The organism is Roseateles sp. So40a, from assembly GCF_048081605.1.
Lineage (GTDB): Bacteria > Pseudomonadota > Gammaproteobacteria > Burkholderiales > Burkholderiaceae_C > Roseateles.
Genome location: NZ_CP182288.1, coordinates 2896252 through 2915884, shown reverse-complemented (window position 1 = coordinate 2915884; position 19633 = coordinate 2896252). Strand labels below are relative to the sequence as shown.

16 protein-coding genes are annotated in these 19633 nt (G+C 68.8%); 13 read left to right on the top strand and 3 right to left on the bottom strand.

Annotation, left to right across the window (positions count from 1 at the left end):
* From cdd to ACNI65_RS13180, 8 genes are all read left to right on the top strand, one after another.
* Positions 1-456, top strand: coding sequence for a cytidine deaminase (cdd, locus tag ACNI65_RS13215; RefSeq protein ID WP_416757124.1), 456 nt, complete (start codon positions 1-3; stop codon positions 454-456).
* A 58-nt stretch (positions 457-514) separates the two neighbouring features.
* On the top strand, positions 515-1372 hold the full coding sequence (locus ACNI65_RS13210; RefSeq protein ID WP_416757123.1) for a purine-nucleoside phosphorylase: 858 nt from the start codon (positions 515-517) through the stop codon (positions 1370-1372).
* A gap of 78 nt (positions 1373-1450) precedes the next feature.
* The gene (gene deoC / locus ACNI65_RS13205) at positions 1451-2233 is read left to right on the top strand and encodes a deoxyribose-phosphate aldolase (protein WP_416757122.1); all 783 of its coding nucleotides are present in this window, start codon (positions 1451-1453) and stop codon (positions 2231-2233) included.
* 1 nt (position 2234) lies between these two features.
* Complete coding sequence (deoA, locus tag ACNI65_RS13200; protein ID WP_416757120.1) at positions 2235-3551, top strand: thymidine phosphorylase; 1317 nt, start codon at positions 2235-2237, stop codon at positions 3549-3551.
* Between the two features lie 179 nt (positions 3552-3730).
* A complete protein-coding gene (gene trmB, locus ACNI65_RS13195; RefSeq protein ID WP_416757118.1) occupies positions 3731-4462 on the top strand; it encodes a tRNA (guanosine(46)-N7)-methyltransferase TrmB in 732 nt (243 codons plus the stop codon).
* A 94-nt stretch (positions 4463-4556) separates the two neighbouring features.
* Positions 4557-5786, top strand: a complete 1230-nt coding sequence (coaBC, locus tag ACNI65_RS13190) for a bifunctional phosphopantothenoylcysteine decarboxylase/phosphopantothenate--cysteine ligase CoaBC (RefSeq protein ID WP_416757117.1) — start codon at positions 4557-4559, stop codon at positions 5784-5786.
* Positions 5787-5855: 69 nt separating this feature from the next.
* On the top strand, positions 5856-6305 hold the full coding sequence (gene dut / locus ACNI65_RS13185) for a dUTP diphosphatase (protein WP_416757116.1): 450 nt from the start codon (positions 5856-5858) through the stop codon (positions 6303-6305).
* A 175-nt stretch (positions 6306-6480) separates the two neighbouring features.
* Positions 6481-7215 (top strand): hypothetical protein, encoded by a 735-nt coding sequence (locus ACNI65_RS13180; RefSeq protein ID WP_416757115.1) that lies wholly within the window; start codon positions 6481-6483, stop codon positions 7213-7215.
* Between the two features lie 11 nt (positions 7216-7226).
* Here ACNI65_RS13180 and ACNI65_RS13175 read toward each other — a convergent pair whose 3' ends face one another.
* Entirely contained in the window at positions 7227-10607 is a 3381-nt protein-coding gene (locus ACNI65_RS13175; RefSeq protein ID WP_416757114.1) for an amidohydrolase family protein, read from the bottom strand.
* 200 nt (positions 10608-10807) lie between these two features.
* On the opposite strand from ACNI65_RS13175, the gene ACNI65_RS13170 reads away from it, so the two are divergent.
* The 4 genes from ACNI65_RS13170 (at position 10808) to ACNI65_RS13155 (ending at position 15882) form a co-directional block, all read left to right on the top strand.
* The gene (locus ACNI65_RS13170; RefSeq protein WP_416757113.1) at positions 10808-11431 is read left to right on the top strand and encodes a hypothetical protein; all 624 of its coding nucleotides are present in this window, start codon (positions 10808-10810) and stop codon (positions 11429-11431) included.
* 77 nt (positions 11432-11508) lie between these two features.
* The gene (locus tag ACNI65_RS13165) at positions 11509-12306 is read left to right on the top strand and encodes an N-acyl homoserine lactonase family protein (protein WP_416757112.1); all 798 of its coding nucleotides are present in this window, start codon (positions 11509-11511) and stop codon (positions 12304-12306) included.
* A 61-nt stretch (positions 12307-12367) separates the two neighbouring features.
* On the top strand, positions 12368-14104 hold the full coding sequence (locus ACNI65_RS13160) for an aspartyl protease family protein (protein ID WP_416757110.1): 1737 nt from the start codon (positions 12368-12370) through the stop codon (positions 14102-14104).
* A 20-nt stretch (positions 14105-14124) separates the two neighbouring features.
* Complete coding sequence (locus tag ACNI65_RS13155; RefSeq protein WP_416757109.1) at positions 14125-15882, top strand: aspartyl protease family protein; 1758 nt, start codon at positions 14125-14127, stop codon at positions 15880-15882.
* Between the two features lie 12 nt (positions 15883-15894).
* Here the strand turns inward: ACNI65_RS13155 and ACNI65_RS13150 are convergent, their stop codons facing one another.
* Together ACNI65_RS13150 and fusA are read right to left on the bottom strand one after the other, a co-directional pair.
* Positions 15895-16707 carry a DUF4397 domain-containing protein gene (locus tag ACNI65_RS13150; RefSeq protein ID WP_416757107.1) on the bottom strand — a complete coding sequence of 271 codons (813 nt, stop codon included), beginning with the start codon at positions 16705-16707 and terminating at the stop codon, positions 15895-15897.
* A gap of 164 nt (positions 16708-16871) precedes the next feature.
* Positions 16872-18974, bottom strand: coding sequence for an elongation factor G (gene fusA, locus ACNI65_RS13145; protein WP_416757106.1), 2103 nt, complete (start codon positions 18972-18974; stop codon positions 16872-16874).
* Positions 18975-19306: 332 nt separating this feature from the next.
* On the opposite strand from fusA, the gene ACNI65_RS13140 reads away from it, so the two are divergent.
* Complete coding sequence (locus tag ACNI65_RS13140; RefSeq protein WP_416757104.1) at positions 19307-19540, top strand: hypothetical protein; 234 nt, start codon at positions 19307-19309, stop codon at positions 19538-19540.
* The last annotated feature ends 93 nt before the right edge of the window (positions 19541-19633 follow it).

Below are 19633 nucleotides of genomic sequence, written 5' to 3'. Positions count from 1 at the left end.
ATGGCGGCCTCGCAGGACCTGATCGCGTCGCTCGCGGCGAAGGGTGTCGCGCCCGAGCTCGTCGAGCGCCTGCTCCAGGCCGCGCTCGACGCGCGCCAGCACTCGCATGCGCCGTACTCGAAGTACTTCGTCGGCGCCGCGGTGCTGGACGAGCAGGGCCGCATCCACGCCGGCTGCAACATCGAGAACGCCGCCTACCCGCAAGGGTGGTGCGCGGAGACCAACGCGCTGGGCCACATGATCATGGCCGGCGGTCGCGTCGCCCGCGTGGTGATGGTGACCGGCGCGGGTTCGGAGATCATCACGCCCTGCGGCGGCTGCCGCCAGAAGCTGCGCGAGTTCGCGCAGCCCGAGGAACTGATCGTGATCGCGGGCGACGCCTCGGGCGTGCGCGCGCACTGGACCCTGGAGCAGCTGCTGCCGGCGAGCTTCGGTCCGGACCATCTGAAGAACTGAACGACAACTGAACGACCACAGGCGCGGCCGATGTCCGGCCGCGACAGGAGAGAGAACCATGTCCATGCCCCTGCACGGCGCCGAGCTCGACGCCGCCATCACCACCAGCCTCGCCACGCTGAAGTCCACCTTCGGCGAGCAAGGTCCCGAAGTCGCCGTGGTGCTGGGCTCCGGCTGGTCCGGCGCCGTCGATCAGCTGCAGGACGTGAAGCACCTGCCCTACGCGCAACTGCCCGCGTTCCCGCAACCCAAGGTCGAGGGCCACGTGGCCGAGATCGCCGTGGGCCGCGTCGGCCAGCAACGCGTGGCGATGCTGCGCGGCCGCGCGCACACCTACGAGAGCGGCGACTGCACCGGCATGGCCGGCGCGATCCGCAGCCTGAAGGCCTGGGGCGTGAAGGTGCTGGTGCTGACGAACGCGTCGGGCAGCCTGCGCTCGCACCAGCCTCCGGGCAGCCTGATGCTGATCTCGGACCACATCAACGCGCCGCAGCGCTCGCCGCTGACGGGCCTGCCGGGCAGCGACCGCTTCTGCGACATGAGCGTCGCCTATGACGCCGAGCTGCGCCAGCAGGGCTTCAAGGTCGCGCGCGAGCACAACATGGTGCTCACCGAGGGCGTGTACGTGTGGGCCGTCGGTCCGCACTTCGAGACGCCGGCCGAGATCCGCATGTTCGCCGCCTGGGGCGCCGATGCCGTGGGCATGAGCACCGTGCCGGAGACCATCCTGGCGCGTCACGCCGGTCTGCGCGTCGCGGGCCTGGCGCTCATCACCAACATGGCCGCCGGCATGTCCGACGAGGCCCTGACGCACGCGCTGACGCTGCAGCAGGCCAAGACCTCGGGTGACCGCGCCGCGGCCTACCTGGGCCAGTATTTGGCCTCGCTGGCGACGCTGGATTCGCTGAAGGCCTGATCGCGCGAAGGCGCAAGATCGGGCGCGGGCGGCGCCAAGGTTGGCGCTGCTCCTTGGGAGCAGTAGATGAAGACCGAGATGAGTCTGCAACACGCGGCGCGCCTGGCGCTGCGATGCCTGGATCTGACCAGCCTGAATGACGGCGACACCGCCGCCGACATCGACGCGCTGTGCGCGCGCGCCGTCGGCGCGGCGGACCGCGGTCACGTGGCCGCCGTGTGCGTGTGGCCGCGATTCGTCGCGCAGGCGCGCGCGGCGCTGCCCGCGGACATCCGCGTCGCGGCGGTCGCGAACTTCCCCGACGGCAGCCTGGATCTGCCACGCGTGCTCGCCGAGATCGATGCGATCGCGCAGGCCGGCGCGCAGGAGGTCGACGTGGTGCTGCCGTACAAGGCGCTGATGGCGGGTCAGTCCACGGAGGTGGGCGAGTTCCTGGCCGAGGTGCGTCACGCGACGCGCCCGTTGACGTTGAAGGTCATCATCGAGTCCGGCGAGCTGGGCTCGACCGCGCGCATCGCCGAGGCCACGCGCCAGGCGCTGATGGCCGGCGCGGATTTCGTCAAGACGAGCACCGGCAAGAGCCCGGTGTCGGCGACGCCGGCCGCGGCGGCCACGATGCTGCGCGAGATCGCGGGCAGCGGCCTGGGCAACGCGGGCTTCAAGGCCTCGGGCGGGATCCGCTCGGTGGCGGATGCCACGGCCTACCTGCAGCTCGCCGCCGAGCACCTGGGCGAGGGCGCGTTGACGCCGCAGCGCCTGCGCTTCGGCGCGAGCGGGCTGCTGGGCGACATCGAGGCGGTGCTGGCCGGTGAAGGCAGCGTGGCCGCCGGAGCTGACAACGCCGCCAACGCCGCGTACTGACATGCTGGCTCAGGAAATCATTCGCGCCAAGCGCGAAGGTCTCGCGCTGGACGAGACGCAGATCCAGCACTTCGTGCGCGGACTCGTGGACGGCAGCTGGAGCGAGGGCCAGGTGGCCGCGCTGGGCATGGCGGTGTTCCTGCGCGGCATGGGCCGCGACGAGGCCGTCGCGCTGACCCGCGCGATGATGCACAGCGGCCGCGTGCTGCGGTGGGACGACATGCCGGGACCGGTGCTGGACAAGCATTCGAGCGGCGGTGTGGGCGACAAGCTCAGCCTCATGATCGCGCCGATGGTGGCGGCCTGCGGCGGCTACGTGCCGATGATCGCGGGACGCGGCCTGGGGCACACGGGCGGCACCGTCGACAAGCTCGAGGCGATCCCCGGCTACACGACGACACCGGCGCCCGCGGACTTCGACCGCATCGTGCGCACGCTGGGCTGCGCCATCATCGGCCAGACCAGCGACCTGGCGCCGGCCGACAAGCGCTTCTACGCGGTGCGCGACATCACCGCCACCGTCGAGAGCGTGCCGCTGATCACCGCGAGCATCCTGTCCAAGAAACTCGCCGCGGGCCTGCAGGGCCTGGCGATGGACATCAAGTGCGGCAACGGCGCGTTCGCGGCGACGCCCGAATTCGGCCAGGAGCTGGCGCGGAGCATCGTCGATGTGGCAGGCGGCGCGGGCCTGCGTACGCGCGCGCTGATCACCGACATGAACCAGGTGCTGGGACAGGAAGTCGGCAACGCCCTTGAAGTGCGCGGCGCCATCGACTACCTGACCGGCCGCCGGCCTCGCGAGGCGCGCACGCATGAGCTGACGCTGGCGCTGTGCGCGGAGATGCTGGTGCTGGGCGGGCTCGCGCCCGACACGGCCGCGGCGCGCGTGAAGCTGCAGGCGGCGCTGGACAGCGGTGCCGCGGCGGAGCGCTTCGCCCGCATGGTCGCGGCGCTGGGTGGTCCGGCGGATCTGCTGGAGCGTCCGGAGGCGCATCTGACGGCTGCGCCGGTCGTGCGTCCGATTCCCGCGCTGCGCGCGGGTCGGGTGGTCGGCATGAACACGCGGGACATCGGGCTGGTCATCGTGGAGCTGGGCGGTGGCCGCCGCCTGCCGGGCGATGCGCTGGACATGCGCGTCGGGCTGGATGGCTTCGCGCAGCTGGGCGACGAGGTGAACGCGGGCGACCCGATCGCCTTCGTGCACGCGGCCGATGAAGCCTCGGCGGACCGCGCGATCGCGCAGGTCCTCGCGGCGATCACCATCGATGACGCCCCGTCGTGGTCGCCTTCGGCACTGGTCATGGCGGAACTGGGCTGACTCACACGAGCCCTCACCCCAACCCCTCTCCCGCTTCGCGGGAGAGGGGCTTTTCGGCAGTCGGCCACTGAAGCCCCCTCGCCCGCGAAGCGGGAGAGGGCGGGGGGTGAGGGCTCCCAGTCAGGCCACCGGTGCAAATGCCGGTCTGTAGAATTCCGGCCTCATTTCTGATTCCTGCCATGTCCGATTCCATCGATCCCACCGACGCGCCCGAAGGCGAGGGCGTCAACCACCCCAAGGCCCGCATCCGCAGCTTCGTCGTGCGCGCCGGGCGCATGGGGACCGGACAGGTGAAGGCGCTGGCCGAGCTGGGCCCGAGATTCGTGCTCCCGTTCAAGCCCGAGCCGCTGGATTACGCCGCCACCTTCGGCCGCCAGGCGCCGGTGGTCTTCGAGATCGGCTTCGGCATGGGCGGCCCGACCGCCCAGATCGCGCGGACGCTCCCAGACGTCGACTTCATCGGCTGCGAGGTCCATGAACCCGGCGTGGGCGCGCTGCTCAAGCTGATCGGCGAGCAGGACATCCCCAACATCCGCATCTTCCAGCACGACGCCGTCGAGGTGCTGGACCACATGATCCCCAAGGGCTCGCTGGCCGGCGTGCACATCTACTTCCCCGATCCCTGGCACAAGAAGCGCCACAACAAGCGCCGCCTCGTGCAGCCGCCGTTCGTGGCCAAGCTGGTCGAGCACCTCGCTCCGGGCGGCTACCTGCACCTGGCCACCGACTGGGAACCCTACGCGCAGCAGATGCTGGAAGTCCTCAGCGCCGATCCGGACCTGGTCAACAGCTCCGAGCGCGCTGACGGCTACGCCGACAAGCCGGCCTACCGCCCGCTGACCAAGTTCGAGAATCGCGGCCTGAAGCTGGGCCACGGCGTCTGGGACCTGGTGTTCAAGCGCAAGGGCTGAGGCCCCGTCCGGCCGTGACCAAGGTCAGGCCGGGCCCGACCTGCAAGGCCTTTCAGGGCGGGCCGCGAGGGTCGCGCTGGTAGAGTTCCGCACCATGTCCGAATCCAACTCCCTTGCCGGCCGGCACATCCTGCTGGGCCTGTCCGGCGGCATCGCCTGCTACAAGATCGCCGAGCTCACGCGTCTGTTCGTGAAGGCCGGCGCGACGGTGCAGGTCGTCATGACGGAGGCCGCCGAGGCCTTCATCACGCCGGTGACCATGCAGGCGCTGTCCAACCGGCCCGTGTTCACGAGCCAATGGGACGCGCGGCCCGAGAACAACATGGCGCACATCAACCTCACGCGCGAGGCCGACGTGATGCTGATCGCGCCGGCGAGCGCGGACATGATCGCCAAGCTCGCGCAGGGGCGCGCCGATGAGCTGCTGTCGCTGACCGCGCTGGCCCGTCCGGCCCACGAGTGCGCGCTGCTGCTCGCGCCCGCGATGAACCGCGAGATGTGGGCCCATCCGGCCACGCAGCGCAACCTGGCGCAGGTGCAGGCGGACGGCGCGAAGGTGCTGGGCGTGGGCTCCGGCGACCAGGCCTGCGGCGAGGTCGGCGACGGGCGGATGCTCGAGCCCCAGCAGTTGCTGGAGCACGTGATCTCGCACTTCCAGTCCAAGGTGCTGGCGGGTCGCAAGCTGCTGATCACGGCGGGGCCGACCTACGAGGCGATCGATCCGGTGCGCGGCATCACCAACCGCTCCAGCGGCAAGATGGGCTTCGCCATCGCGCGCGCGGCCGCGGAGGCGGGCGCCGAGGTCACGCTGGTGGCCGGTCCGGTGCACCTGCCCACGCCGCTGGGCGTGACGCGCGTGAATGTGCAGAGCGCGCGCGAGATGCTCGATGCGGTGCTGCCGCGCGCGGCCACGCATCACGTGTTCGTGGCGACGGCGGCGGTGGCGGACTGGCGTCCGGCGCAGGCGGCGGAGCACAAGATCAAGAAGAACGCCAAGGCCGGTGAGGCGGTCGCGCCCGCGCTGGAACTGGCCGAGAACCCCGACATCCTGGCCACGGTCGCCGCGCTGGCGCATCCGCCGCTGTGCGTGGGCTTCGCGGCGGAGAGCCAGGACCTGATCAAGCATGCGCGCGAGAAGCGCCAGCGCAAGAACGTGCCGCTGATCGTGGCCAACGTCGGTCCGGCGACCTTCGGCCAGGACGACAACGCGCTGACGCTGGTCGACGCGCGCGGCGAGCGCGAGCTGTCGCGCGCCGACAAGCTGACGCTGGCGCGCGAGCTGGTGCGCGAGATCGCGCAGCGGCTCACGACCTACAACGCCTGATCGCGCGCAGCGATCCGGCGACCGGTTTCCCTTTCTGTTTCCCTTCCTGTTGATCCCCTGCCTGATCCCATGACCACCATCGATCTGAAGGTGCTCGACCGCCGCATGGCCGAGCAGCTCCCCGCCTACGCGACGACCGGCAGTGCCGGCCTGGACCTGCGCGCCTGCCTGGACGAGGCCATCACGCTGGCGCCCGGCGACACCGTGCTGGTGCCGACGGGCCTGGCCATCCACATCGGCGATGCGGGCCTGGCCGCGATGATCCTGCCGCGCTCGGGCCTGGGTCACAAGCACGGGGTCGTGCTGGGCAACCTGGTGGGGCTGATCGACTCGGACTACCAGGGCCAGCTGATGGTCAGCGTGTGGAACCGCGGCAAGGACACGTTCACGATCCAGCCGATGGAGCGCATCGCGCAGATGGTCATCGTGCCGGTGGTGCAGCCGCAGTTCCGCGTTGTTGACGACTTCGATGCGTCCTCGCGCGGCGAGGGCGGTTTCGGCTCGACCGGGAAGGCGTGATCCCTCGGGGCGAAGCGCCCGATGGCAGTCAGTCCCAGGTGGTTGACTGGCACATTTGAGCTATTCACCTAGCTAGAAGTGGTGGGGGAATCTTGCGACGCCCACCCGTGCGTGCGAGTGCCCTGACCGGGATAGGTCAGGACACTCCCGGCTTTTCCAACGAAAGGCCGTGACCATGACCGCGCATTCCGATTCCCGCCTCAGACACTCCCGTTCGACGGACGCGTCCACTGACGCCGCAGTCCCCGCGGTTGCCGCGATCGAACCCGCGTCGGACGAGGCGCTCAACCAGGCTCTCTGGCAGGCGGCGGAACCCGGCGAATCGAACAGCTCTCCGGCGCCGGTCGAGGCGCTCACCGGGCCCACGATGCCGGACATCGCCTCTCATGACACGCAGGTGCCGTCCGGCGCCGTCGCCGGGACCTCCTCGGGTGAGGCGCTGGGATGGCCGGCCCTGCTGGGGCACGGCGCGGTGATGTTGGCGGGCATGGGCGCGCTCGGCGCGGTGGGCTTGTCCAGGATCGATCGGTTCGAGCATCAGCTCGCCGACCAGAAGCATCAACTGGACGCGAAGGTGGACGGTCTCGCCGGGAAGGCGAACGACGAGCTGGGCGCGTTGCAGCACCTGATCGACGACCGGCAGCAGGACGTGCTCAAGCATGTCGACCAGAAGCTCGACGACGCGCAGGCGCACAACGGCGCGCAGCTGCAGGCGCTGGGCGATCAGGCGCAGGCGGCCTTGAACGAGCTCAAGCAGCAGCTCGCCGACAGCGCCCACGCGCGCGATGAGCTCAACGCGCGCATCGACACGCTGGCCCACCAGCTCGACCTGATCGTCAACGCGCTGGTCCCCGGCCACGCGGGCGGCGCCGCGATGACGCCCCCGCCATCCGGCGTCTTCGGCGTGTGAGCGGGGGGGCGTCAGTCCCCGTGCCCGTGGCCTTCCTCGACGCCGGCCGCTTCCGCGTCCACCGGCGCCTGGGCATTGGCGCCGTCGAAGAAGAAGGGCTTGCGCGGCTTCTTCGCGGGCCAGACCTCGTTCATCGACGGGATGTCGAAGACGCGGCCGCCCTGCATGACCTTGGCGATCCTGTCGCTCTGACGGATGTCCTTGAGCACGTCGCCGTCCAGGATCACCAGGTCGGCGAGCTTGCCCGGCTCCAGTGAGCCGATGTCCTTGTCCAGCCCCAGGTAACGCGCCGGATTGAGCGTCGCGGTGCGGATGGCCTCCAGCGAGGTCATGCCGCCCAGGCCCATCATCCACAGCTCCCAGTGCGCGCCCAGGCCCTCGCGCTGGCCGTGCGCGCCGATGTTCACCGACACGCCCGCGCGCTGCAGCTCGGTCGCCGTCCTCGCCACCTGGATGACGTTGAAGTCCTCCTCCGGCGCCGTCTCGCGACGCACGCTGCGCGGCTCCAGCACGGCCTTGGGCACGAACTTGCTCAGGATCGGATGACGCCACACGTCGGTACGCGCGTACCAGTAATGCTCGCCGTCCAGGCCGCCGTAGGCGACGTTCAGCGTGGGTGTGTAGCCGACCTGCGTCTGCGGCCAGAGCTGCTTCACGTCCTCATAGACCTTGCCCACGGGCAGCGCGTGCTCGATGCCGGTGTGGCCGTCGATGACCATGTTCATGTTCAGCTGGAACAGCGACCCGCCCTCGGGCACGACCATCATCTGCGTCTCGCGCGCGGCCTCGAGCACCTGCTGGCGCTGATCGCGACGCGGCTGGTTGTAGCTCTTGACGCTGATGGCGCCCGCGGCCTTGAGCCGCTTCAGATGCGTCTGCGCGTCGTCCAGGCTGTTGATGACCGCGGAGAAGTCCGACTTGGCGCCGTACAGCACCGTGCCCGTCGAGAAGATGCGCGGGCCGACGACGCGGCCGGTGCGCTGCATCTCGGACTGCGTGTAGATGTCGCTGGTGCGGTTGGACGGGTCGTGCAGCGTGGTCAGGCCGAAGGCGAGCGAGGCGTAGTTGATCCAGCTCTGCTGCGGGACGATCTCGCTCTCGGCCATCGTGCCGTGCCAGTGCGCGTCGATCAGGCCGGGGATGACGGTCTTCCCGGCGGCCTGGATGGTCTCGGTCCCGGCGGGGATGGTCACCGATGAGCGCGGCCCGATCGCGGCGATGCGGTCGCCGTCCACGAGGATGGCGCCGTCCTCGATGACCTCATCGGGCTTGGCGGCGTTCATCGTGACGATGCGCGCGCCGACGATGGCCACGCGGCCCTTGGGCTTGTCGGCGGTCAGCGTCAGCTGGATCGGGGCGCCGCGCTCGGCGGGCTTGAAGCCCGGTTGCAGCGCCTGCGCCAAGGGCACGGTGAAGAGCTCGTTGCCCAGCGCGTAGTGCAGCGCGTAGGGCCGGGTCTTGCCGTCGCCCGACCATTGCAGGTCGTCGCCGGCGTTGACGTCGAGCTTCTTCACCGGCATCGCCTCGGCCTTGGGGCCGACCGTCTGCAGCTTGCCCGCAGGGGCGAGCGCCGTGACGTAGGTGTGGAAGCGCTCGGTGAAGCCCAGCCACTGGCCGTCGGGCGAGACGGTGAAGCGTGTGGCGAATTCGCTCTTGGCGACGGCCACCTCCCTGCGGTCGGCCAGGTTCAGCCGGATGAGCTGGTGATTCGAATCGACCTCACCGGTCTGCTGGCGGCGGGTGACGAAGAGCGTGTCGTTGTCGGCGCCGAACTGCGGGGCCTCGCCGTCCTTGCTGACGCGCCGGGGCGCGGTCTTGCCGTCGACGGCGGCGACGTAGATGCCGGGCTCCAGGCTGTTCCAGGGCGAGGTCAGGTAGCCGCCCTTGGCCTTCTGGTACGCGACGGACTTGCCGTCGGGCGAGAAGGCGGGAGCGAGGTACTTGCCGGCGTCGGGCGTGACGACGGTGTCGCGGCCCGAGGCCAGGTCCAGCACCCGCACGCGGCCCTGCTCGGCGTCGTTCCAGCCGAGATAGACGAGCTGGCGGCCATCGCGCGAGTAGGCTGGGAAGTACTCGAAGCGCTCGGTCTGCGAGGTCAGGCGGCGGGATTCGCCGACGGGCAGGCCGTCGCGCAGCGCGCTTGTATAGAGGTAGCCGGCGGCGGAGAAGACGACGCTCTTGCCGTCGGGCGCGACCTTGACCCAGCGCAGCATCTTCGAATCGAAGGTGGCGGGCGCGACCTCATGGGCGAAGCGCACGGCGGGGGTGAACTGGCGTTCATCGGCGACGTGGAAGGGGATCTCGGCGGTCGAGCCCTTGACCGGGTCGATGCGCCAGAGCTTGCCCTGGGCCCAGGCGACGATCTGCTTGCTGTCGGGGGTCCAGGCGATGCCGGGGTAGACGCCGTGCACGGACCAGGACTCCTGCAGGTCGCGCTCGAGGCCCGTCCAGGCGGGGGTCTCGCGGCCGGTCTTGAGGTCCTTGAGGAAGAGCGTGGTGCGGCTGCCGGTGGCGTCGCGGAGGCGGCGGATGAAGGCGAGGGTCTTGCCGTCGGGCGAGGGGGTGGGGCGGATCGCGCCGCCGGCGCCGGTGACGAAGGCCTCGCTGGTGCCGTCGGTCAGGTCCTGGCGGTAGATGCGAAAGATCTCGCCGTTGCTGTCCTTGTTGTATTCGAACTGGCGGCCCGGGGTGCTGTCCTGGGAGTAGTAGAGGTACTTGCCGTCGGGGGAGAGGGCGGGTTCGCCGAGGTCCTTCTGCCAGTTGGGCTTCTCGTTGAGCTGCTGGCCCTTGCCGCCGTCGACGTGATAGAGCCAGATCTCGCCGGAGCCCAGCGAGCGGGTGCCGGTGAAGTGCTTGCGGGCGGCGATGTACTTGCCGGAGGGATGCCAGACGGGGTTGTTGAGGAGGCGGAAGTCCTCGGTGGTGAGGGCGCGCGGGTTGGAGCCGTCGGCGTTCATGACCCAGATGTTGTCGCCGCCGCCGGCGTCGGAGACGAAGGCGATCTGAGAGCCGTCGGGGGAGAAGCGGGGTTGGATCTCCCAGGCCATGGAGTGGGTGAGGGCCTTGGCCTCGCCGCCCTCGATGGGCATGACGTAGAGGTCGCCGAGGAGGTCGAAGACGATGCGCTTGCCGTCGGGGCTGACGTCGACGGACATCCAGGTGCCGGAGCGCACGTCGAGCTTGGCAACGCGCTTGTCGCCCGGGGGCTGGTTGACGTTCCACTTGGCGGCGGCTGCGGCGGGCGCGGAGGCCGCGGCGGCGGGAGCGGGCGGGGCGTCAGCGGCGAAGGCGGCGGCCTGGAGCGCGAGGCCGAAAGCGATCACGCCCGCGCGGGCGGGCGTGACGGTGAAGAGGGACGAAATCGTCGGCTTCGTGAGCGTCTGGACAGGCATGCGGCACCCTGGGATGAAGAGTGCCGGCAGCATATTCGCCACCCCCTTGTTCACGCGGAAGGGTTTGCCAGGGCATGACGAATGGCAGTGCGAGGGGCGTGCGCGCGGGGCGAGAATCCGGCCCCTTGCCAGCCAGTGATCGAGCCAGCCTTCACCCCATGGGCCCCATTCGCAGGGCCTTGAAGTTTCAGGAGAGAGGGATGGATTTCATCGCGCGCAAGGCGGCGTCCACGAGGGCGCGTCAGGCCTTGCTGTCGATCAGCGTGACGATCGGCGTCACGATGATGGCCGGATCGGTCCAGGCGCAGACCCCCACTGCCACGACCAGCGTCGATCTCAAGGGCTATCGCTTCCGCTTCGAGTCCCAACCGGCGGAGGTTCTGGCGCGGCCGCCCGAATTGGCGCCGCGTTCAACAGTGACCATCATTCGGCTGCGCGCGGACGGCGATGAGCCGGTGTACCTGCAGACCCTGCCGCTGGAGCCAGGCTGCGGGAAGCTTCCCGCGGTCTCGGTGCTCGCGGATCGATACGTGATGCTGTGCGGCCATTTCGGAGGCCGTCATTACACGCACCAGGTGTTCCGCATTGGCGCGCTCGGGCCCGAGGCGACCACGCTCGATGCCTTCGATGATCCGGCCCGGCTGACGGTGGGCGCCGATGGCGCTGTGATCGCACGGATCAGTCGCCGCGATGTTGTGCCCGGTCGCGTCGGGTCGGCGTACGTGCCCATCGACTATCTGCTGCAGGCGGACGAGAGCAGCTTCGGTTTCGTTCCGCTTGCCTCGGCGAAGGACGACCCACGCCAGACGCGCGCGCCGCGCTGAGCGCCTGAGGGCGTGATTCATCGGATGGGTGTATGGTCAGCCCCGCTTCCGCAAGGTCGCGGGAGACTGGAGACACGATGAACTCACGCTTGTGGATGGCGCTCGTGGCGGGCGCCTTGTGTTCCTTGTCGGCGGCGGCCCAGGAGGTCACGCTCACGCGGCTCGAATGCGGCAACGGCAGCAACGACCCGCGTCGTTTCACCGACACCTACGCCTACACCGAGACCGCCAAGCCCTTCACCTTCAGCTGCTACGTGATCCGTCACGGCAACGACGTGATGGTCTGGGACACCGGCTACTTGCCGGGCTCGGTGCCCAACGCGACCAACAAGCCGCTGGCCGATCTGCTCAAGCAGATCAAGGTCGATCCCGCCGAGGTGAAGTACGTCGGCATCAGCCATTTCCACGCCGATCACACGGGGCAGCTCGGCCCGTTGAAGAACGCGACGCTGCTCATCGGCAAGAAGGACTGGGAAGGCATCACCGCGACGCCGCCGCTGGCTGGCGCGAATGCCAAGGGCTTCGAGGAGTGGATCGCGGAGAAGCGCAAGGTCGAGCAGCTGACCGCGGACAAGGACGTCTTCGGCGACGGCACGGTGATGATCCTTCGAGCGCCGGGGCACACGCCGGGACACACGATGCTGCTGGTGCGCTTGAAGGGCATGGGGCCGGTGGTGCTGAGCGGCGACGCGGCGCACTTCCACGAGAACTACGTGAACGAGGGCGTGCCGAGTTTCAACGACGACCGCGCGCAGACGATCGCGTCGATCCAGCGCATCAAGGGCATCGAGAAGAACCTCAAGGCCACGATCATCATCCAGCACGACCCGCGCGATATCAGCAAGCTGCCGACGTTCCCGGAGGCGGCGAAGTGACGTAGAGTCCGCCGCCAAATCCAAGAGGGAGTCTGTTGTGCGAGCAATGAGGAAGGCGGCCGTGCTGGCCGCCTGTTTGATCGCGCCCGTCGTCTGGGCGGGCGAGTGCAAGGTGGAATCGGCGACGCTCCCGGTCCAGGTGGTCCAGAACCGCGTCGTCGCCATCGCACGCATCAACGGCCTGGCCATGCCGATGCTGGTCTCCACCAGCGCCGATTTCTCCATGCTCCAGCCCGATGTCGTCCAAGCCTTGAAGCTGCCGCTCGAGATGCTGCCCTTCGGCACGCGCCTGTCGGGCAACGGAGAGAACCTCGAGGCCCAGACCGCCCACGTGGATCGGGTCAACCTCGGCAACATCAATTTCAGCGGCATCACCTTCGCCGTGGCCGACCTGCGTCTGGGTCCCCATCTCAAGGGCGTGATCGGCCGCGACCTCATCGCCGTCGGCGACATCGAGTACGACCTCGCCCGCGGCTTCGTGCGGCTGGTCATGCCCAAGGGAGACTGCGAGCATCACCATCCCGTCTACTGGGCTGGTGATGCGCCCGTCATCGAAGTCCCCATGCTCGCGCCGCGCAATCGACGCGACAAGATGATCCGCGTCCCGGTCTCGATCAACGACAGGACCGTCACGGCCATGCTCTCGACGGGCTCGGCCCACACGCTGCTCTCGCTGGGCGCCGCGCGCAAGGCCGGGATCTCGAAGGATCGTCTGGTGCCCGTTGCCGACAGCGGGCCCGCCTCGGCCTGGATGGCGGACATCGAGAGCTTCCAGTTCGGCGGAGAGCGCATCACGCATCAGCGCCTGGGCGTCGAGGACTTCGCCAGCGAAGCGGATTTCGGCATGACGCTTGGCGTGGACTATCTGCTCGCGCATCGCGTCTACGTGTCCTTCCTGCGGGGCAAGGTCTATGCGACCTGGAACGGCGGCGCCGTATTCACCCCGCGCGAAGGTGCGGTCGAGAACAACTTCGATGCAAGCTTCGCCGCCGTGTCAGCCTCGTCGGATCAGGCCGACGCCGATGCCATCGCGAGCCGCGCGGCGCAGGCGGTCTCCGAGCGAGACTTCTCGCTGGCCATCTTCCTGATGGATGGTGTCATCGCGAGCAAACCCGACGTCCCCGCGTATCTCCTGATTCGAGCCGAGGCGCATGACGGCGCAGGTCAGACCGAGCTGGCCCTCTCGGACACGAATGAGATGCTCAGAATGAACCCGGAGTCCGTGGATGCGCTGCTCATGCGTGCGTACGTGCTGGCGAGAACCCCTGCCGGCCACGACGCCGCGTTCGCCGATCTGGCGCGGGTCGATGGCCTCGTGCGACGCGATGCCAACCTCCGGGCCTCCATGGCGGTCGCCTACGGACGCATCGGGCGCGTACCGGAGGCGCTCCGGCAATGGGACGCCTGGTTCGAGACCCACCCGCGCGATGCCCAACTCGGCCGGTCCTATCGCCAGCGTTGCCTCCTGCGCACCGGGCGCGACCTCGAGTTGGGGCTGGCATTGAGGGACTGCGAACGAGCTGTGGAACTCGATGCCGAGAGTCCGATGGCACACGCAGCATTGGGCTGGACGCGCCTTCGAATGGGCGACCTGCCGCGCGCCAAGGACGCGTTCGACTCGGCGATCTCGCTGAAGTCCGACCATGCCACGGCGCGCTATGGGCGCGCCATGTACTGGCGCCAGGAGGGCGACGCGCAGCGCTCGCAAGAGGACGCCGCGGCTGCGCGCCGGAGCGCTCCCCGCATCGACGAACAGATCCGTGGCATGGGCCTGCCGACAATGCCCGTCGAGCCATGACCCGCGCGCGAGTGCCAGGAATGAGGAAGGCGGCCGTGCTGGCCGCCTGTTTGATCGCGCCCGTCGTCTGGGCGGGCGAGTGCAAGATGCAGCCGACCACGATCCCGGTCCACGTGGTCCAGAACCGCGTCGTCGCCATCGTGAAGATCAACGGGCAGGAACTGCCCATGATGGTGGCCACCACCGCGCAGTTCTCCGTCCTGCTCCCCGAGCCCGCCAAGGCGCTCAAGCTGCCGCTGGCCATGCTCCCCTTCGGCATGCACCTCTCCGGCAACGGCGAGAACATCGAGGCCCACACCACCGTCGTGAACCGGCTCGGCTTCGGCAATGTCGAGGTCGAGAAGGTCAGCTTCGTCGTGACCGAGGCCAACCTGGGCCTCAACCTCCAGGGCATCCTCGGCCGCAACGTGCTCGCCGCCGGCGACACCGAGTACGACCTCGCCCGCGGCGTCGTGCGCCTGGTCTTCCCCCAGGGCGATTGCGACAAGGCCAGCCTCGCCTACTGGGCCGGCGACGCCCCCGTCATCGAGACCCCCATGTCCCCCGCGCGCGATGACCGCGACACCATGGTCCGTGTCCCGATCCGGATCAACGACAAGCCGGTGACCGCCATCCTCAGCACCGGCGCGCAGCACACCACGCTGTCCACCGGCGCCGCGCGCAAGGCCGGCATCGCCCGGGATCGATGGCAGCCGATGTCCTCCGGAACGCCGGGCGAGCCGACGCGCCGCTGGCTCACCGACATCGACAGCTTCCAGCTCGGCGGCGAACGCATCACCGACCAGCGCCTGGAAGTCGAGGACTTCGCCAGCGAGGGCGACTTCGACGTGATGCTCGGCGTGGACTACCTGCTCGCGCACCGCGTCTACGTGTCTTACCACCAACGCCGCGTCTACGCGACCTGGAACGGCGGTGATGTCTTCACCGCGCGCGAGGGCGCCGCGAAGAACCAGTTCGACACGAAGTTCGCCGCCGTCCCCGCGACGCCGCAGCAGGACGAGGCCGACCTGCTCGTGCGTCGCGGCACGCTGGCCGTCGCGGCCAAGGACTTCGCCCTGGCGGTCGAGCTGATGGACCGCGCCATCGCCCACCGGCCGGATGTGGCGATGCAGTACCAGATCCGCGCCCAGGGACGCTACGGGATCGGGCAGCGTGCCGGCGCGCTGCGGGATGCCGATGAGGCGCTGCGCCTGGACCCTTCGCTGTCGCAGGCGCGGCTCACGCGCGTGCATGTGCTGGTTCGCGACAACCAACCCGACGAGGCGCTCGCGGAACTCGCGCGGCTCGACGCCAGCCTGTCGCGCGACGCAGACGAGCGCTACCTCATGGCGTGGACCTACAACCTCATGGGTCGCGTGCCCGAAGCTGATCAGCAGTGGGCGTCCTGGATCTCCACCCATCCGCGCGACGTGAAGCTGGGCCACGCCTACAACGAGCGCTGCTTCATGCGCACGACGCGCAAGCTCGAGCTGCCGCTCGCGTTGAAGGATTGCGAGCGCGCCGTCGAGGTCAACGCGAAGAGCTCGGCCTTCCAGGACTCGCTGGGATGGACGCTGCTGCGCCTCGGCGATCTGCCGCGCGCGAAAGCGGCCTTCGATGCCGCGATCGCGCTGGAACCGGGACACCCGTGGGCGCTGTATGGGCGCAGCCTGTACTGGCGCAAGATGGACGATCAGCCGCGTGCGCGGCAGGACCTCGCGGCCGCGCGCAAGAGTCTGCCTTCCATCGACGACCAGATCCGCGATTCCGGTCTGCCGACGCTCGCCGGCGAGCTTTGAGGATCGATCGCCTCAAGCCAGCGCGTTCACCAACACCAGCGGTGAGTTCTGCTCCGGCAGCGCCGCGAGGTTGGGCAGCGAGCCGCTGCTGCGCGGCACGATCGCCAGCGTCAGCACCGTGGTGCCGCTCACCGTCAGCCCGGCCGTGTAGTCGTACAGCACGCTGGACTGGTCGCCGGTCTTGGTGATGCGGATCCGGTAGGTGCCCGCCGTCAGCGTCACGAAGCTCGACAGCTCGCCCGACGTGCTCACGCTCAGCGTCGGTGACAGACCGCCCAGGCTGCTCGTGTTGGTGATGTAGACATCGAGCGCGCCCAGCGACGGCGCGGCGTGGAAGGCGCGGACATTGAAGCTGCCGCTCGCCGCGGCCGCGTTCGATTCGTCCAGGAAGCGGAAGGTCAGGCTGGTGGCCAGCGAGCCGTAGGCGATCACCGAGGTGTAGCTGTCGGCCGCGAAGTCGCGGGACGCCGAGAACACCGCGCTGGACGAGCCCGCCGCGTGCAGCGCGACCTGCAGCGTGCCGCTGTCCTCGCTGCCGTAGCCGCTGGCGGTGCCGCCATTGGCCAGGCCGGAGATCGCGGTCTCGCTGCCGACCCAGAAGTCCGCCGTCGCGTAGTCGACCGTCGCGTTGACGAAGCGCAGCGCGGCCTGGTCCTCGGTGCCGCCGCCGCAAGCGGCCAACGGCAAGGCGCTGCCCATCGCGGCGAGGCCCGCCAGGCGGGTCAGGAAACCACGACGGTCGGAGGCGGCGAAGGCGTGGGGAACAACGTCGGAAGCGGGGAGGGCAGCGGGGAGGGCGCTGTTCTCGATCGGCGAATCGGGCATGGGAGCTCACATGCGAATGGACATCGCGGCATCTTTCCCGCCGCGCCTCCGACGCTGATGGCTGAGCGGCAAAGATTCGTGTCGCTCTCGACGCAAGGCCGACGGCGGATGAAAAACGGGCCGCTTTCGCGGCCCGTTCCGTTCTCACCGTGTGACCGTCCCGGTCACTTCGCGCGAGCGGTCATGATCGCGTCCGCGACGTTCTTCGGTGCCTCGCTGTAATGCTTGAACTCCATCGTGTACGTCGCGCGGCCCTGCGTGGCCGAGCGCAGCGCGGTGGAGTACCCGAACATCTCCGACAGCGGCACCTCGGCCTTGATGATCTTGCCGCCGCCGATCATGTCGTCCATGCCCTGCACCATGCCGCGTCGGCTGGACAGGTCCCCCATCACCGTGCCCGCGTAGTCCTCCGGCGTCTCCACCTCCACGGCCATCATCGGCTCCAGGATCACCGGATTCGCCCGGCGGCAGGCTTCCTTGAAGCCCATCGACGCGGCCATCTTGAACGCGTTCTCGTTGGAGTCCACGTCGTGGTACGAGCCGAAGGTCAGCGTCACCTTCACGTCCACCACCGGATACCCCGCCAGCACGCCGTTGGGCAAGGTGTCGATCACGCCCTTCTCGACCGCCGGGATGTACTCGCGCGGCACCACGCCGCCCTTGATCGCATCGACGAACTCGAAGCCCTTGCCCGCTTCCTGCGGCTCCACCGTCAGCACCACGTGACCGTACTGGCCCTTGCCGCCGGACTGGCGCACGAACTTGCCCTCGACGTCCTCGACCTTCTTGCGCACCGTCTCGCGATACGCCACCTGCGGCTTGCCCACGTTGGCCTCGACGCTGAACTCGCGCTTCATCCGGTCGACGATGATCTCCAGGTGCAGCTCGCCCATCCCCGAGATGATCGTCTGCCCCGACTCCTCGTCCGTGCGCACGCGGAAGGACGGATCCTCCGACGCCAGGCGGCCCAGCGCCAGGCCCATCTTCTCCTGGTCCGCCTTGGTCTTGGGCTCCACCGCCTGCGAGATCACCGGCTCGGGGAAGACCATCTTCTCCAGCGTGATGATCGCGTCTGGGTCGCACAGCGTCTCGCCCGTGGTGACGTCCTTCAGGCCCACGCAGGCGGCGATGTCACCGGCCAGGATCTCCTTGATCTCCTCACGCTGGTTGGCGTGCATCTGCAGGATCCGGCCGATGCGCTCCTTCTTGCCGCGCGTCGGGTTGTAGACCGAGTCGCCCGATTTCAGGATGCCCGAGTACACGCGCACGAAGGTCAGCTGACCGACGTACGGGTCGGTCATCAGCTTGAAGGCCAGCGCGGAGAACTTCTCCTCGTCGGTGCGCTCGCGGGTCACCGGCTGATCGTCGTCATCGGTGCCGCCGACCGGCGGGATGTCGGCGGGCGACGGCATGAAGTCGATCACCGCGTCCAGCATCCGCTGCACGCCCTTGTTCTTGAACGCCGTGCCGCACAGCATCGGCTGGATCTCGCCGGCGATCGTGCGCTGACGGATCGCGCGCTTGATCTCGTCCTCGCTGAGCGTCTCGCCCTCGAGGTACTTGTTCATCAGCGCCTCGTCGGCCTCGGCCGCAGCCTCGACCATCTTCTCGCGCCATTCCTCGGCCTTGGCCTTCAGATCAGCCGGGATCTCCTGGTACTCGAACTTCATGCCCTGCGAGGCCTCGTCCCAGATGATCGCCTTCATCTTCAGCAGGTCGATCACGCCCTTGAACTGGTCTTCCGCGCCGATGGGCAGCACGATCGGCACCGGGTTGGCCTTGAGCCGGTCCACCATCATCTGGCGCACCCGGTAGAAGTCCGCGCCGATGCGGTCCATCTTGTTGACGAAGGCCAGTCGCGGCACCTTGTACTTGTTGGCCTGGCGCCAGACGGTCTCGGACTGCGGCTGCACGCCGCCCACCGAGTCATACACCATCACCGCGCCGTCCAGCACCCGCATCGAGCGCTCGACCTCGATCGTGAAGTCCACGTGCCCGGGGGTGTCGATGATGTTGATGCGGTGCTCCGGATAACCGAGCTCCATGCCCTTCCAGAAGCAGGTCGTCGCGGCCGACGTGATCGTGATGCCGCGTTCCTGTTCCTGCTCCATCCAGTCCATCGTCGCGGCGCCGTCGTGCACCTCGCCGATCTTGTGATTGACCCCGGTGTAGAACAGGATGCGCTCCGTCGTCGTCGTCTTGCCGGCGTCGATGTGCGCCGAGATGCCGATGTTGCGGTAATGCGCGATGGGGGTCTTGCGGGACATGGTGGTCTCCAGTGGCGATGAACGACCCGGGGACGCCAGCTTCATGGGAGGCGGCCGTCGAGTCCGAAAGCCGACCAATGTAGCGACAAGCCATGACCGCCGCCATCCGCCGCTTGGAAGAGCCCGGTCGCCTAGGGGATGACCCTCGGTTCCTGCCATTTTCGTGCTCGCATCGAACGACATCCCCCATCTAGGGGTGTGCGTCTTGGGCGAATCGTGAAATCCCGGGGCGGTTACGTCATGTCACTTCGATACATTCGCTCACTCGAATAATGTTCCAGGGAGTTGGTGTGAAGTTGCCTGTTGTTGCTGGCCTGTTGATGTCATGTGTCATGAACCTTGCGCACGCGGCCCCGGCCGCGGTCGACGAAGGCATGACCTGCACCGTGGCCGATGGCTGGTGGTCGCTCGATCCCGAGCGGCCCTCGCAGCCGGAGCCGGTCAAGGTCGTCAAGCTGAAGTCGCTGACCACCGGCGAACCCGGCGTCTGGGTGCAGCCCGCGCGCGGCAAACTCACCGACCAGCAGATGCACATCGCGCTACGCCGCCTGAGCGATTGCCATTGAGGCGTCCCTCGGAGGAGGGCGCCCGCAGGGGGTAAACCCGGGTCGGCCGGTGGCGCTGGCTAGAATGTCGGGCTTCACCGCCGCGGCGCGCGC